15 protein-coding genes are annotated in these 14,041 nt (G+C 29.0%); 8 read left to right on the forward strand and 7 right to left on the reverse strand.

Annotated elements, in window-relative coordinates; all coding sequences use genetic code 11:
• Positions 1-24: 24 nt before the first annotated feature.
• The 3 genes from garD to speB all read left to right on the forward strand — a co-directional run bounded on the left by garD (position 25) and on the right by speB (position 3,836).
• Positions 25-1,539, forward strand: coding sequence for a galactarate dehydratase (gene garD, locus Q0J69_RS05395; RefSeq protein ID WP_297204940.1), 1,515 nt, complete (start codon positions 25-27; stop codon positions 1,537-1,539).
• A 156-nt stretch (positions 1,540-1,695) separates the two neighbouring features.
• Positions 1,696-2,823, forward strand: a complete 1,128-nt coding sequence (locus Q0J69_RS05400) for a glycerate kinase (RefSeq protein ID WP_297204942.1) — start codon at positions 1,696-1,698, stop codon at positions 2,821-2,823.
• A gap of 65 nt (positions 2,824-2,888) precedes the next feature.
• Positions 2,889-3,836, forward strand: a complete 948-nt coding sequence (gene speB / locus Q0J69_RS05405) for an agmatinase (protein ID WP_297204944.1) — start codon at positions 2,889-2,891, stop codon at positions 3,834-3,836.
• Between the two features lie 40 nt (positions 3,837-3,876).
• Here the strand turns inward: speB and Q0J69_RS05410 are convergent, their stop codons facing one another.
• Entirely contained in the window at positions 3,877-4,332 is a 456-nt protein-coding gene (locus tag Q0J69_RS05410; RefSeq protein ID WP_297204945.1) for a hypothetical protein, read from the reverse strand.
• A gap of 124 nt (positions 4,333-4,456) precedes the next feature.
• Between Q0J69_RS05410 and hisB the strand changes: the two genes are divergently transcribed.
• Both hisB and hisH read left to right on the forward strand, forming a co-directional pair.
• The gene (gene hisB, locus Q0J69_RS05415; protein WP_297204946.1) at positions 4,457-5,053 is read left to right on the forward strand and encodes an imidazoleglycerol-phosphate dehydratase HisB; all 597 of its coding nucleotides are present in this window, start codon (positions 4,457-4,459) and stop codon (positions 5,051-5,053) included.
• Between the two features lie 73 nt (positions 5,054-5,126).
• A complete protein-coding gene (gene hisH / locus Q0J69_RS05420) occupies positions 5,127-5,750 on the forward strand; it encodes an imidazole glycerol phosphate synthase subunit HisH (protein ID WP_297204947.1) in 624 nt (207 codons plus the stop codon).
• 57 nt (positions 5,751-5,807) lie between these two features.
• Here the strand turns inward: hisH and Q0J69_RS05425 are convergent, their stop codons facing one another.
• The 5 genes from Q0J69_RS05425 to Q0J69_RS14215 all read right to left on the reverse strand — a co-directional run bounded on the left by Q0J69_RS05425 (position 5,808) and on the right by Q0J69_RS14215 (position 10,426).
• Positions 5,808-7,358: an FAD-dependent oxidoreductase gene (locus Q0J69_RS05425; protein ID WP_297204948.1), complete on the reverse strand. Its 1,551-nt coding sequence runs from the start codon at positions 7,356-7,358 to the stop codon at positions 5,808-5,810.
• Positions 7,359-7,443: 85 nt separating this feature from the next.
• On the reverse strand, positions 7,444-8,826 hold the full coding sequence (locus tag Q0J69_RS05430; protein ID WP_297204949.1) for a 2Fe-2S iron-sulfur cluster-binding protein: 1,383 nt from the start codon (positions 8,824-8,826) through the stop codon (positions 7,444-7,446).
• A 27-nt stretch (positions 8,827-8,853) separates the two neighbouring features.
• Complete coding sequence (locus tag Q0J69_RS05435) at positions 8,854-9,993, reverse strand: NADH-ubiquinone oxidoreductase-F iron-sulfur binding region domain-containing protein (protein WP_297204950.1); 1,140 nt, start codon at positions 9,991-9,993, stop codon at positions 8,854-8,856.
• Complete coding sequence (locus tag Q0J69_RS05440) at positions 9,990-10,259, reverse strand: NAD(P)H-dependent oxidoreductase subunit E (RefSeq protein WP_297204951.1); 270 nt, start codon at positions 10,257-10,259, stop codon at positions 9,990-9,992. The genes Q0J69_RS05435 and Q0J69_RS05440 overlap by 4 nt, the downstream gene beginning before the upstream one ends.
• A 77-nt stretch (positions 10,260-10,336) precedes the next feature.
• On the reverse strand, positions 10,337-10,426 hold the full coding sequence (locus Q0J69_RS14215) for an AURKAIP1/COX24 domain-containing protein (protein ID WP_199745314.1): 90 nt from the start codon (positions 10,424-10,426) through the stop codon (positions 10,337-10,339).
• Positions 10,427-10,547: 121 nt separating this feature from the next.
• On the opposite strand from Q0J69_RS14215, the gene Q0J69_RS05445 reads away from it, so the two are divergent.
• A complete protein-coding gene (locus Q0J69_RS05445; protein WP_297204953.1) occupies positions 10,548-11,147 on the forward strand; it encodes a sugar O-acetyltransferase in 600 nt (199 codons plus the stop codon).
• A gap of 63 nt (positions 11,148-11,210) precedes the next feature.
• Here the strand turns inward: Q0J69_RS05445 and Q0J69_RS05450 are convergent, their stop codons facing one another.
• Positions 11,211-12,686, reverse strand: coding sequence for a leucyl aminopeptidase (locus tag Q0J69_RS05450; protein WP_297204955.1), 1,476 nt, complete (start codon positions 12,684-12,686; stop codon positions 11,211-11,213).
• Between the two features lie 180 nt (positions 12,687-12,866).
• Between Q0J69_RS05450 and Q0J69_RS05455 the strand changes: the two genes are divergently transcribed.
• Together Q0J69_RS05455 and Q0J69_RS05460 are read left to right on the forward strand one after the other, a co-directional pair.
• On the forward strand, positions 12,867-13,361 hold the full coding sequence (locus Q0J69_RS05455) for a hypothetical protein (RefSeq protein WP_297204956.1): 495 nt from the start codon (positions 12,867-12,869) through the stop codon (positions 13,359-13,361).
• A 158-nt stretch (positions 13,362-13,519) separates the two neighbouring features.
• The gene (locus Q0J69_RS05460; protein WP_297204959.1) at positions 13,520-14,023 is read left to right on the forward strand and encodes a hypothetical protein; all 504 of its coding nucleotides are present in this window, start codon (positions 13,520-13,522) and stop codon (positions 14,021-14,023) included.
• Positions 14,024-14,041: the final 18 nt, after the last annotated feature.

A 14,041-nucleotide genomic window follows, 5' to 3' on the forward strand; every position in this document is an offset into this window, starting at 1 on the left:
TTGATTTATTAAAAGAGGGCGATAATGAAAAAGTCTTTTATAAAAATTAATGAAAATGATAATGTAGTTGTAGCAATTAAGGATTTGAAAAAAGATTCTTATATAGATGACGGCTTTAAGATTAACGATGATATACCTCAGTCCCATAAAATAGCTTTGAGAGATATAAAAAAAGATGAGCCTATTATAAGATATGGTATTTGTATTGGCTATGCTTTAAAAGACATAAATAAAGGTGATTGGGTAAATGAACATATATTGAGGCTTCCTTCTGCACCTAAATTAGATGATTTAGTATTTGCCAAAAATATTATTACTCAATTGCCTAAGCCTTCAAGAACTACATTTTATGGTTATGATAATGGTGATGACAGATTCGCAGGTACTAGGAATATACTTGCTATAAGTACTACAGTGCAGTGCGTTGCTGGAGTATTGAATGCTGCTTTGAAAGAGATTAAAGAGAAACTTCTTCCTAAGTATAAAAATGTTGATGATGTTGTAGCTATTAATCATGCTTATGGATGCGGTGTAGCAATAAATGCCAAAAACTCAGATATTCCTATAAGATCTTTAAGAAATTTAGTAAAAAATCCTAATTTTGGTTCTGAAGTTATGGTAATAGGATTAGGCTGTGAAAAGCTTACTGTAGATAAGTTATTAGATGAAAAATTGATAAATGATGATAATGTTATTATACTTCAGGATAAAAAAGGTTTTCATAGTATGATGAACTCTATTATGGAAATGGCAGAAAAGAAACTTGATAGATTAAATCAAAGAAAGCGAACATCTTTGCCTTTATCTAAACTTTGCATAGGTATGCAATGCGGGGGAAGTGATGCTTTTTCTGGAATAAGTGCTAATCCTTCAGCAGGTTATGCTTCGGATATGCTTGTATCTGGAGGTGCTACTGTTATGTTTTCAGAAGTTACAGAAGCAAGAGATGGTGTTCATATATTGGCGGAAAGATGTATAAATGATGAGGTAGGAAAAAAATTAGCTTCAGAGATGAAATGGTATGATGAATATTTATCTGTTGGAGAAGCAGATAGAAGTGCAAACCCAACACCAGGAAATAAAAAGGGAGGGCTTGCAAATATTGTTGAAAAGGCTATAGGTTCTATTGCTAAATCTGGAACTGCTCCTATAATTGAAGTTCTTTCTCCTGGTGAAGTTCCTACCAAGCATGGTTTAATATACGCTGCTACTCCTTCAAGCGATATAGTATGCGGTCCTTCTCAGTTGGCTTCTGGAATTACATTACAGGTATTTATGACTGGAAGAGGTACTCCATACGGATTGGCTGAAGCTCCTGTTATAAAAGTATCTTCAAGAAATGATTTGAGAGATATGTGGAGCGACTTAATAGATTTTAGTGCTGGAGATATTGTTACTGGAGATGCTGATATAAAAGAAGTTGGAGAGAAGCTGTTTAATGAAATAATAGATGTGGCAAGCGGAACAAAGAAGACATTTGCTGAAAAATATCATCTTTCTAATGATATGTGTATATTTAATCCTGCACCTATAACTTAATTAATATTGAAGTTTAATAAGACTTGTTTCATAATTATGATATCTTAATTAGTATGAAACAAGTCTATTTATAATAAATTTTATTCTAATATTATGAAAAAATAAAACTTATGATAAAATAATAGTGATTATTAATTATAATTAAGAGGAAATATAATGAAAAAGATAATAATAATACCAGATTCATTTAAAGGAAGTGCAAGCAGCATGGAAGTTTGCGATTGTATAGAAAGAGGTATATTAAAGGTGTTTAATGATGCCAATATAAAAAAAATACCTGTTGCAGACGGAGGTGAAGGCACAGTTGACTCAATACTTTATGCTGCAGGAGGAAATATAAGAAAAATAAAAGTAAAAAATCCTGAAGGAAAAATTGTAGAAGCTAAATATGGTATTATTAATAAAGATAAGGCTGTTATAGAAATGGCTGAAGCATCAGGTATTACTTTGGTTGATGATAAAAACAGAGAACCTTTAAAATATTCTACTTATGGTACTGGTGAGCTTATAAAGGATGCTATTAATAATAATATAAAAGAAATATTAATAGGAATAGGCGGAAGTGCCACTAATGACTGCGGAATCGGAATGGCTAATGCTTTGGGCTATAGATTTTTAGATAAGGATAACAATGAACTTGATGCTATTGCTGAAAATATGATAAAAGTTTCTGCTATAGATGACAGCAATGTAGATAAAAGAATATTTGATATAAAAATAAGTGCTGCATGCGATGTTAAAAATCCTCTTTACGGAGAAAACGGAGCTACTGCAATATATGGCAAGCAAAAAGGAGTTACTGAAGCGAGTTTTGATATACTTGATAATGGTCTTAAAAATATAGCTAGAGTTGTAAAAGAAAAATATGGTAAAGAAATAGATTATATAGAAGGGGCAGGTGCTGCAGGAGGACTTGGAGGCGGACTTTTAGCTTTCTGCAATGCTGAGTTAAAAAGCGGTATAGATGCTGTACTTGATATTATAGATTTTGAGGATCAAATAAAAGATGCTTCTCTTATTATAACTGGAGAGGGTGCTATTGACGGACAAACTAAAAAAGGAAAAGTTCCTGTAGGTGTTGCCAGAAGAGCCAATGGAATACCAGTAATTGCTATAGTAGGAGATATAAGGGACGGTGCTGAAGCTGTTTATAATATGGGTATTGCTTCAATTATGCCTGCTTTAAAAAGAGCTATGCCATTGGAAGAAGCTATAAAAAATTCTAAACTTTTAATAGAAGATGCCGCAGAAAGAGCATGCCGATTTATATCTATAAATATATAATTGACAAAATATATTTTATAATATAATTTTATTTCTATAATTACTTTCATTTTAAGGACGTTTTTATGGAAAATAAACCATTAAGTGCATTAAGTTCTCCTAGATTCTGCAATACAGGAAACTTTATGAGACTTCCTAAAGCTTCTGATTTAAGCAGTTTAGATTTTGCTATAATAGGCATACCTTTTGATACTGCATGCTCATACAGAACAGGAGCAAGATTCGGTCCTAGTGCTATAAGGCAAATATCAACAATGATTAAGCCCAATAATGTTATATTTGAAGTTAACGTTTTAAAAGAATTAAATGGTGCTGATTATGGTGATATTAATATAATACCTGGATACATTTTAGAAACTTATAAAAATATAGAATCCGAAATGGATGAAATATTGAAAAATGATGTTATACCTATTTCACTCGGAGGAGATCACTGCATTACTTTGGCAGAATTAAGGTCTATAGCTAAAAAACATGGTCCTGTATCATTAATACATTTTGATTCTCATGCTGATATAAATGATTTGGTATTCGGACAGAAATATAATCATGGAACACCTTTTAGACGTGCTATAGAAGAAAATTTAATAGATCCTCATAAATCTATACAAATAGGAATGAGAGGTTCTTTGTATGATCCTGATGAGTTTAAAAAGGCCGCTGAACTTGGTTTAAAACTCATACCAGCACATAAAGTAAGAGAAATGGGATTTGAAAAATTAAATGAGGAAATACTAAACAGAGTAAGAAATAATAAAACTTTCTTAACATTTGATATAGATTTTGTTGATCCTGCTTATGCCCCAGGTACTGGAACTCCTGAAGTTGGAGGATTTACTTCTTATGAAACTTTAACTATGATAAGAGCTTTATCAAATGTTAATTATGTGGGATTTGATGTAGTAGAAGTTGCTCCTTGTTATGACAGTTCTGAAATAACTTCTTATTTAGCAGCCAATATAGCTTTTGAGTTTATTTCAATACTTGCTTTGAAGAAAAAAACTAAATCTTAAATTACAGCTGATAGCTTTATTTTTTATAAGTTATCAGCTATTAATTATTTTTCAAATTATCTGTAAAACCGTATATATTAAAGTATCTAACTTCAATATCTTCTATATCATCATCTATATTCCTTAATGTAAATTTTAAATTAAGTCCCATTAAATAATTATTATTTAAGGCAATATATCTCTCTTTTTTATTATCATCCTTACTTGAATAATCATATATAATCATATTAACATCTATATGAACATCTGAAATAACATAACCTTCTTCAAAAATTTCTGTTGTAATAAGAGTATAATCGCTTAAATATTCATATTCTGCAGATGCCGTACTAGGATAAAGCTGCTTCATTATAGAGTCCAAATAATTTTCTACACCATCTTTTATAGCAATCTCAATATTTTTATCTTTATAAACTTTATCCCTAACCTGCTCCTTAGTCATTCTTGAATTGTAATTTCCTAAATCATGTACATTAAAATTTTCTAAAGTTCCCATTATTAACTCCTAATATAATAATTATATATCAAATCTATAAAACTTTATATATAGATATTGAAAAAAAATTAAAGCATCATTATATTATATAATAAATAATATTATTTTAGGAGATTAAAATAAAATGAGAACTTCACATATTGAAAGAGATACAAAAGAAACAAAAATCAAAATTGAATTAAATATAGATGGAACAGGTAAATATGAGAATAATACACATATCGGTTTTTTTAATCACATGCTTGATTTATTTGCAAAACATGGAAGATTCGATTTAAATACGGAATGCTTTGGAGATATAGAGGTGGATTATCATCATTCTGTTGAGGATGTGGGAATAGTTTTGGGAAAATGTTTTTCTGAGGCTTTAGGAGATATGAAAGGTATAAAAAGATACGGCAATTTCTGCATGCCTATGTGTGAGGCTTTAACATTGGCTGCTGTTGATATATGCGGCAGAAGTCATTTAGTTTTTGAAAGCGATTTAAAACATGAAAAAGTCGGAGATTTTGATACGGAGCTTGTAAAAGAATTTTTTACTGCTTTTGTAAACTCTATGAATATAACTTTGCATATAAAAACTTTTCATGGAGAAAATACTCACCATATAATAGAATCTATTTTTAAAGGAGTGGCACGTGCTTTGGCTCAGGCTTGTGAAATAGATGAAAGATATAAGGATGAAGTATTATCAACAAAAGGAATGATTGAAAATAATTAATAGATTTTGACTTTTATATTTTATTTCAGTATAATAGCTTAAATAGATTTTAATTAACAATTAGGACATTAATATGACAGCTATAATAGATTACGGAGTTGGAAATTTATTTTCACTTATGTCATCACTTGAATATGTTGGAATAAATACCAAACTTACAGATGATGAAAAAATTATAAAAAATGCTGATTCAATTATACTTCCTGGGGTAGGAGCTTTCAGGGATGCCATAGAAAAATTAGAGAAAAGAAATAACGGAGTTCTTAAAAACACTATAATAGATGAAGCTAAAAATGGAAAATTAATTCTAGGTATATGTTTAGGTATGCAGATGTTTTTTGATAAAAGCTATGAATATGGTGAATATAACGGACTTGGTTTAATAAAAGGAAGCATTTGTCCTATAGATAAGGATTTAAAAAATAAATCTCTAAAAGTGCCTCATATGGGATGGAATAATTTAAATATCAAAAAAGAAGATAAATTATTCAAATACATTAATAGTATGGAATACGTTTATTTCGTTCATTCATATTATGGAAAATACTGTGAAGAAAGCATAATAGCAGACAGCGAATATGAAATAAATATACCTGCTGTAGTAAAAAATGATAATGTATACGGCATACAATTCCACCCTGAAAAAAGCGGAAGTACTGGTCTTAATATATTAAAAGGCTTTAAAGAATTAATATAATAAAATAATAAAAAAGAGCAGAGATTATAATTCTGCTCTTTTATAGTTTTTATAATATTAAAATAGTGAAACTCTAGCCCTCTTTATTTCTGTTCTGTATCTTTTTATTTCCCATTCAAGTCTTTCTTTACTCCAGCCTAAAATATTAGCCATCTCTTCTGCAATATGTTCAGCTATCAATGTTCCGCAGTCATTTTCAGTCAATATAAATCTTAATCTTCTCATCATAATATCATCTAAATGAACAGCATGTTCAACTTCTACAAAATACTTTATTAACCCCCTATTGATTCTATAATCAAGACCAACTTCAACAAGTAAAGAAGAATCATTTTTGCAAAAATCATTAAGGCGTAACACCAAATCAACAGAGCCGTAATAATCTATTAAAAATTTCACAATGCCGTCATTAAGCACCCATTCAATGTTCCTTTCTAATTTATTTGTCATTATTTTTTGATTGCTGAACCATTTATAAGGCTTTCCGTACATCTTTATTAAAGTCTTAACTGCAACTAAAGACGAAGTTGTAAAATTACCGCCTTCAACCAAAAATAACCTATAATTAGGGTGAGCATGTATTCTTATATCTGAAGGATTTACAGGCATCATACCAGACTGAGTGGTTACTATATGATTTTTATTAACTATAGAACTAAAATACGTATTATAAACATCAAGCAAATACTCAGCCTCATCGCTTGCCGCATATATGCAGTCCAAATCTGAATTATATTTTTTTATAGTAGGACCTATTATCGTTGTATTTTTCCAACGCATTAAAAAAACATTAGGTCTTGATTTTATCTTAGGAAGCACAACTGCCTTATTAATATGAATAGCATCGCTGTCAATAATTAAATGAGTACCTTTGACATAAGAAACCCTATTCTCAAAATATCCATTAGGAACTAAAGAGCTAATCTTATTTCCCCAAGCTCCAGCAGCTATAAGTATAGTTTTAGCAGAAGCAGTATAAATTTTTTTAGTAACATTATCACTGAATACAACATTTTGTATCTCTTTTTGATTATATTCAAATGCTTTTACCTCTGCATAATTCAGTATATCAGCACCATAACTCTCAGCCTTTAAAAGTATTTCCATAACATATCTAGAATCATCTAGTAAACCTTCGTTATACTCTATAGAAGCTATTACATCATTATTAATTAAGTCTGGCAGACATTCTAAAGTGGAATTTCTGCTGTGAGAAACATGCCTTTTGGTTTTTCCGAATAATGATAATACATCATATAAGGAAGCTTTAATTTCTTCTCTAAATATTCCGCTTCCTCCATGATCATATATAGGATTTACAATTCCAAATGAACCAAAAGAACTTTTATACATTAGATTATTTCTTTCTTTAACTTTAAAAGCGGTAGATATAATATTCCTGCTGTTCATATCATTGAATCCGCCCGTAAGCATCTTAGAAGTACGCGAAGAAGCACCGTAAGAAAAGTCATGTTTTTCTAAAAGAAGTGTTGAAATTCCTACACGTGATGTTTTTAATGCCACTGTAGCACCTATAACACCTCCGCCTATAATAATGATATCGTAATTTTTATCATTATGGAGTATATCAGACCTTGTTCTTGCCATAAATGAATCTCCTTTTATATAAAAACACAATAAAATTAATCTAATATATCATAAACCTTCTAGTATATAGTATAGAACAAAATTTTTATAAATACAAATATTTTAACAAATCTCTTAAATTTAATCTATTTTTATTAATCTTCAAAAATGAAGGCATTTCTTTTTTCTTTCCATGCCTGTCTATATAATGTCCGCTAAACTCTCCTAAACCTGATATTGGAAAAGCTAAATATGCATTATACGCCAATACAGAAAAACATGGACTAAATACTATATAATTTCCTTTATGCTTCTTGGAAAAAGATATTATTTCATCATTATTATCATCCAAAACATCTCCTAGTATTATATATTTACTGTATTTATCATCATTAATATTAGCATCATAATCCTTATTTTTTAACTCTTTGATAGAAAAATCATTAATATTTGTATAATTATCTCTTATAACTTCAGAATTTGTAGCCATTCTATTTTTTTTACAAATAATATTAAGTATACCGTTAGAATAAATCAATTCATCAAAAGCCTTAATATCCTCTATAGGATACATGCTCGAATATATACCCAAACATGAATCAATATCTATATCCTCCATAAATTTTAGGTACATATCTTTAGCATCTTTAAAATTACACTGAATACCATTATTTAAAGGAAGCTCAAATGTATTATTTGAATAATAATCCATTTTTCTTCCGTAATCGCATAATCCGTACTTTTTACCAAAAGGAGAAGAAATATCCTTTATACTGTTATTAATATATATATAATCGGCATCGCATAAACTATTGCATCCTATACAAAAACTTCTTATGCTTTTAGGTTTGCTTAAATCATCTTTTATTTTATCGTCTATAGGTCTTACTGCATAAAATACATGAGTAGGACAAAAATCTGCTATCATAGAACTATAACCGCATATAGTTTTATAATCTTCGCATATTCCGCAGCTGATACATCTGTCATAATCTGCCTTAATATATTCAGGCAAACCTATATTTGATATAATACTTTTTATTTCATCTATATTGATATTATCAGCAGATGCATTTTCTGATGCTTCTATAGAAATATTATAAATATCTAAATATTTTTTTAATCTGCAAATATAATCAGCATCGCAGCTTTCACATATAGGCTTATGCATATAAAGTATTGAATTTAATAATGCCGTTCTGTATTTTATTATATCCTCATCATTATTATTTAATACGCTCATGCCGTTTTCAACTATCTCATTGCATGCATATTTTAAACTATAGCTTTCCTCATTCTTTTTTTTTACCTTAACAACACATAATCTGCATCTAAGCAAATTATTTTTTTCTTCAAAAGTATTAGTGCTGTTTATCTTGTATGAACATAAATGCGGTACATCTATATTGGCGTATGATAAAGCCTGTAATATAGTATATCCTCTTTGGGCAGAAACTGTTTTTCCATCTGCAGTAAATTTTATTATCATAATAAAATCCCCAAAAATAATGATTTTTTATATAAAACTATACAAAGTTATCTTATTTTCTACGGCATAAAGAAATTCATCTTTAAACATTTCTATAGTTGATAATATACAATGAGCTAAAGATTTTATATATAAACATGATGACATATTATGTATCATTGCAGCAGTATCTTTTAAATTTGAATAATCACTAAAAATAGATTTCCCTAAAAGTATTCTATTGATATAATACTCGCATAAATCAAAACCATAATTACAAGGCATGCATTTGCCGCATGATATACTTTTGGCAAATTTAACTATCTTTAATACAACCCTTATCATGCATCTGTCCTCTCTTATAAAGCATATACCGCCATTTCCAATAATTGTATTAAAGCTATAGTCTAAATTCATTTTTAAAAATGTATCAATATCCATAGGAGGATTTAAAAAACCATTTGTAAATACGCACTTTATACTGTAATCTTTATCAAAATTTCCTGCAGTTTTTACTATATCCTTAAATGATCTGCCAATTTCAAATTCATATATATCTGGTTCTTTAATATCTCCTGATAAAGACAGTATATATGTTCCTTTTATATCAGAAGAACCGCTCAGTTCTCCTATATGTGCTAAATATGTAAATTGAGCTATAGTTTCTAAATCAAATACATATTTTTTGCTTTCTAAATATGAAGGTGTTATTCTGATTTTTTTATCTTTATAATATGAATCTTCATCATATATAGAAATATTTATTTTATATTTAAAATCTGCATCTTCAAATTCAGCAATAGCCTTTAATAATATATCTTTTTCTTCTAAATAATAATCTTTTAATACTATATCTAAATTGCTTATATTAAGCATCTTAGCTATGAATACTGAACCGTCTAAAATAAGATGAGGATTATTTTTTATTAAAAACTTATCTTTAAAAACTAAATAATCAAATGAACAGGCATTTATTAAAATATTATCTTCTTTTTTGCTGCCATTATCTTTTATTAATATTTCATATAGAGAATTCTGAAAAATATCCCTAGTAAATATAGGATAATTCTCAAGGTCTTTCAATATGCTTTCAACAAGCACTTCATTTATCAAATAATCCCCAAAATGATCTTTGTATAAACTAATATTATTGATACAATTTCGGGTATGCAGTACAAACTCTTTCATCTTTTTCTTACATGTACAGCTTCTATATACTTTATAATACTTTTATAAGACGATTTTGTACATTCCATACCATTAACAAGTACAGGCACGGCATTACGGCAATCATGCATACATTCCATCTCTTTAAGCAGCATACCATCGGAAGACGGCACGCCTATTTCTAAGTCATAATGAGAACGAATAGCCTCTAAAAGAGCATAAGCACCATTCATAGAGCAATGAAGCCCCACACATACTTCTATAACAGTATTTACATTAACTGCCATAATATTCTTTCCCAATAAATAACTATAAATTCAAGAGATGAAAACATTATATTGAGTATAATGTTATATAAAATATATTATTTCTTTTTATGCCTATTTTTGCGTAAACGTTTTTTGCGTTTATGCGTAGCCATCTTTTGACGAAGTCTTTTTCTTCCTGAAGGCATATACACTCCCATTTTTATCTAATTTGAACATTCATTATAACATTTTACATAAATAATTTCAAGTTTAAACTTGAAAAACTAATTTTTATTTTTATAATTATTATTAGGAGGGCAAATAGAAATGAAAGAATTAGAAAAAATGATTAAAGGAATGGAGTATTACAGCTCAGATAAAGATTTAGAAAAAATGAGGAACAAGGCTAAGGATTTATGTCTTGAATATAATTTTTTAAAATCAAATCAGTCAAAGGAAAGAGAAGATATTATAAGAAAGTTATTCGGTAAAATAGGAAAAGATTTTTTTATTACAGCACCTTTTTATTGTGATTATGGATTTAATATAGAAACAGGAAATAACTTTTATGTTAATCATAATTGTGTAATATTAGATTGTGCAAATGTGAAATTCGGAGATAATATTTTTATAGCACCAAACTGCGGTTTTTATACAGCAGGTCATCCTTTAGATATAGAAAGAAGAAACAGCTATATAGAATATGCTTACCCTATAACTATTGGGAATGATGTATGGATTGGTGCTAATACTATTGTTTTGGGCGGGGTAAAAATAGGAAACGGTGCTGTAATTGGTGCTGGAAGTGTTGTTGTAAAAGATATACCTGATAATGTAGTTGCTTTTGGAAATCCTTGCAAGGTGATTAGGGATATAACTGATAAAGATAGAGAAAAAAGCTTAAATTGGGAAAATATAAAAAAATAATCATAACAAATTGATTATGCTATGATTATTTTTTAAAAAATTAAAATATATTTTGTTATTTAATTAAAATTTATCTATATCAACAAGTTTTTCTACTGTTTTAGCAAGAAGATAAACCCCAACACCTGTACCGCCTTTTGTAATATATTTGTTTGATGCATTACTGTATGATGTGCATGCTATATCCAAATGTGCCCATCTTGAACCTTCTGTAAAATATGATAAGAATTGTGCTGCTGTAATAGTTCCAGCCTCTCTTCCGCCTGTATTTTTTATATCTGCTATATCCGATTTGATTTGTTCTTTATACTCATCAAACATAGGAAGTTCCCAAACTCTTTCATAAGTATCATCGCCTGCTTCTTTTATAGCATTTGCCAAAGCTTTATCATTAGACATTAAACCTGTGGCATGCTTACCTAAAGCTATGGAGCAAGCACCTGTTAAAGTAGCTATATCTATAACAAAGTCTGGATTATATTTTTTTATTCCATAAGATAAAGCATCAGCAAGTATTAGTCTTCCCTCAGCATCTGTATTTACAACCTCTACAGTTACGCCATTATGCATTTTTAATATATCTCCAGGATTTATTGCTCCGCTTCCTGTTTTATTGTCAGTTAAAGGACATATAACAGTAACATTGGCATCCAATCCCATATCTGATATTAAAAATAATGCCCCGCATACAGCAGCAGCTCCAGACATATCGTCCTTCATTCCAAGCATACTATCAGCAGGTTTTAATGACATTCCGCCTGTATCGAAAGTTATTCCCTTTCCAACCAATAAAATATTTCTTTTTGCTTTAGCTTTTTTATATTGTGCTATAAATACTCTAGGAGGATTCTTACTTCCAGCATTAACGCCTAATATTCCATTCATATTTGCAGATTTTAATTCTTTTTCTGTTAATATCGTTGTTGTAATTTTTCTGCTTTCAGCCTGCTTTTTAGCTCTGTCTGCGAATGTTAATGAGTTTATAACATTGCTTGGTTCATTAATCATATCTCTAGCCCAGAATATATTATCTGCTATCTGACTTGCCTTAGCTATTGCATTTTCAGTATCTTTTTTATGTTCAGAAACCAAAAGAATATTTTTTATAGGAGTCTGCTCTTTTAATCTTTTATCACCTAGGTAATTATCAAAACTATATGAAGAAAGTATAATTCCTAAACAAAACTGTATATAAGATTCCTCAGAAGCTATTTCAGAAAACAATTCAGCCATATCAACTTCTATATCATCAATATGCAAATCTTTCATTATTTTTATTAAAGAAGCTCCCGCATTTTTCCAAGTTTCATACATATAATTTTTTACTTCCTTATATGTAATAAAAATAACTCTAGTATTGCTTGCAAAAGCGAAAGCAAAAGGAGTAGAAGTTGTATAATATTTATCTTTCACCAAACTATTAAATAACTTTATATATTCTTCATTGAATGTACATACTTTAGGTTCCTCTTTTTCAACTTTTACAAAAACAGCTACAGTATGTTTTTTAATAAAATTGATTGTATGTTTGAGTTTCATTTTAGATCCTTGATTTTAAATAAGATAATATTAGTTAATAATTATATATAATGTTTATTTTATGTCAATTATAATCTTAAAAATTCTAATAAACCATATTGAAATATGATATTAAAAATATATAATTTACATAATTTAAAGATTAATTATACATATAATCTTAATAAATAGGAGATACTTATGATAAAAAAAATATTAATTATAATCTTTATTTCTTCATTATTATTTATAACTTCATGCGGAACTGGTATCAGTAAAAACAATCCAGAAGGCTGGATAAATAATGATACTTTCAGAGTAATGGGTATGGGTTCTCCTTCAAAAGATATATCAGACAAATTCAGAAGAGAAGTAAATGCTAAACAGGCAGCTGAATTAGACGGAAAAAACAAAATAGCAGCCAAAATAGTAGGCTCTTATATAGAATCATTAAGTTCAACTGAAAAAGGCATGATAGATGAATATGTTATACAGGAAAGAGTCGCAGGAAGGGTAAGAGGATTATCAGTTATAGAAAGCAAATGGGATTATCAGCAAAACTGTACTGTTATTATGGAATTGTATTCTAAAGGTCTTAAAAACAAGATGGATGAGTTGGTTTCTCAATATCTTAATGAAGTTGGAATGCAGTATACGGCTCAGGATGTTGCTGGTATGGTTAGAACTTATGAGTAATAGCAAATAATAATCTTTTATAAATAAATTTAAAATAATCCGATAAATAATGCATATTTATATTATACTATAGATATTAATTTGTAATTACTATTGCAATATAATATTCATAATATATAATATATATAATAATATAGTTTTGAGAAAGGAGGAGTTTTATGAAAAAACATATAAAATACTATATTACTGCCCTAGCACTATCATTATTTATAATGTCATGCGGAACAGGAATAAGCAAAAGCAGCCCTGAAGGATGGATTAATGATGATACATTTAGAGTAATGGGAATGGGTTCTCCTGCTGCTGATATAGAATCAACTGATAAGTTTAGAAGAGAATTAACTTCTAAACAGGCTGCTGAATTGGATGCAAAAAATAAAATAGTAGCTAAGATAGTAGGTTCTTATGTAGAATCATTAAGCTCCACAGAAAAAGGTATGATAGATGAATATGTTATACAGGAAAGAGTGGGCGGAAGAATAAGAGGAGCTTCTGTTGTAGAAAGCAAATGGGATTCTCAGCAGAACTGTACTGTAGTTATGGAATTGTATTCTAAAGGACTTAAAAGTCAAATGGATGCTTTGGTTTCTAAATACCTAAATGAAGTTGGAATGCAGTACACAGCTCAGGATGTTGCAGGCATGGTTAGAACTTATGAATAATAATAATCATTACTATGT

The sequence above is a fragment of the uncultured Brachyspira sp. genome (genome assembly GCF_944388875.1).
Taxonomy (GTDB): domain Bacteria; phylum Spirochaetota; class Brachyspiria; order Brachyspirales; family Brachyspiraceae; genus Brachyspira.

Coding starts and splice junctions, on each gene's coding strand:
- Q0J69_RS14215 (WP_199745314.1), bottom strand. CDS start 10,426: ATGCCTTCAGGAAGAAAAAGACTTCGTCAAAAGATGGCTACGCATAAA.
- Q0J69_RS05455 (WP_297204956.1), top strand. CDS start 12,867: ATGATAAAAAAAATATTAATTATAATCTTTATTTCTTCATTATTATTT.
- speB (WP_297204944.1), top strand. CDS start 2,889: ATGGAAAATAAACCATTAAGTGCATTAAGTTCTCCTAGATTCTGCAAT.
- hisB (WP_297204946.1), top strand. CDS start 4,457: ATGAGAACTTCACATATTGAAAGAGATACAAAAGAAACAAAAATCAAA.
- Q0J69_RS05460 (WP_297204959.1), top strand. CDS start 13,520: ATGAAAAAACATATAAAATACTATATTACTGCCCTAGCACTATCATTA.
- Q0J69_RS05440 (WP_297204951.1), bottom strand. CDS start 10,259: ATGGCAGTTAATGTAAATACTGTTATAGAAGTATGTGTGGGGCTTCAT.
- Q0J69_RS05430 (WP_297204949.1), bottom strand. CDS start 8,826: ATGATAATAAAATTTACTGCAGATGGAAAAACAGTTTCTGCCCAAAGA.
- hisH (WP_297204947.1), top strand. CDS start 5,127: ATGACAGCTATAATAGATTACGGAGTTGGAAATTTATTTTCACTTATG.
- Q0J69_RS05435 (WP_297204950.1), bottom strand. CDS start 9,993: ATGAAAGAGTTTGTACTGCATACCCGAAATTGTATCAATAATATTAGT.
- Q0J69_RS05400 (WP_297204942.1), top strand. CDS start 1,696: ATGAAAAAGATAATAATAATACCAGATTCATTTAAAGGAAGTGCAAGC.
- garD (WP_297204940.1), top strand. CDS start 25: ATGAAAAAGTCTTTTATAAAAATTAATGAAAATGATAATGTAGTTGTA.
- Q0J69_RS05445 (WP_297204953.1), top strand. CDS start 10,548: ATGAAAGAATTAGAAAAAATGATTAAAGGAATGGAGTATTACAGCTCA.
- Q0J69_RS05450 (WP_297204955.1), bottom strand. CDS start 12,686: ATGAAACTCAAACATACAATCAATTTTATTAAAAAACATACTGTAGCT.
- Q0J69_RS05425 (WP_297204948.1), bottom strand. CDS start 7,358: ATGGCAAGAACAAGGTCTGATATACTCCATAATGATAAAAATTACGAT.
- Q0J69_RS05410 (WP_297204945.1), bottom strand. CDS start 4,332: ATGGGAACTTTAGAAAATTTTAATGTACATGATTTAGGAAATTACAAT.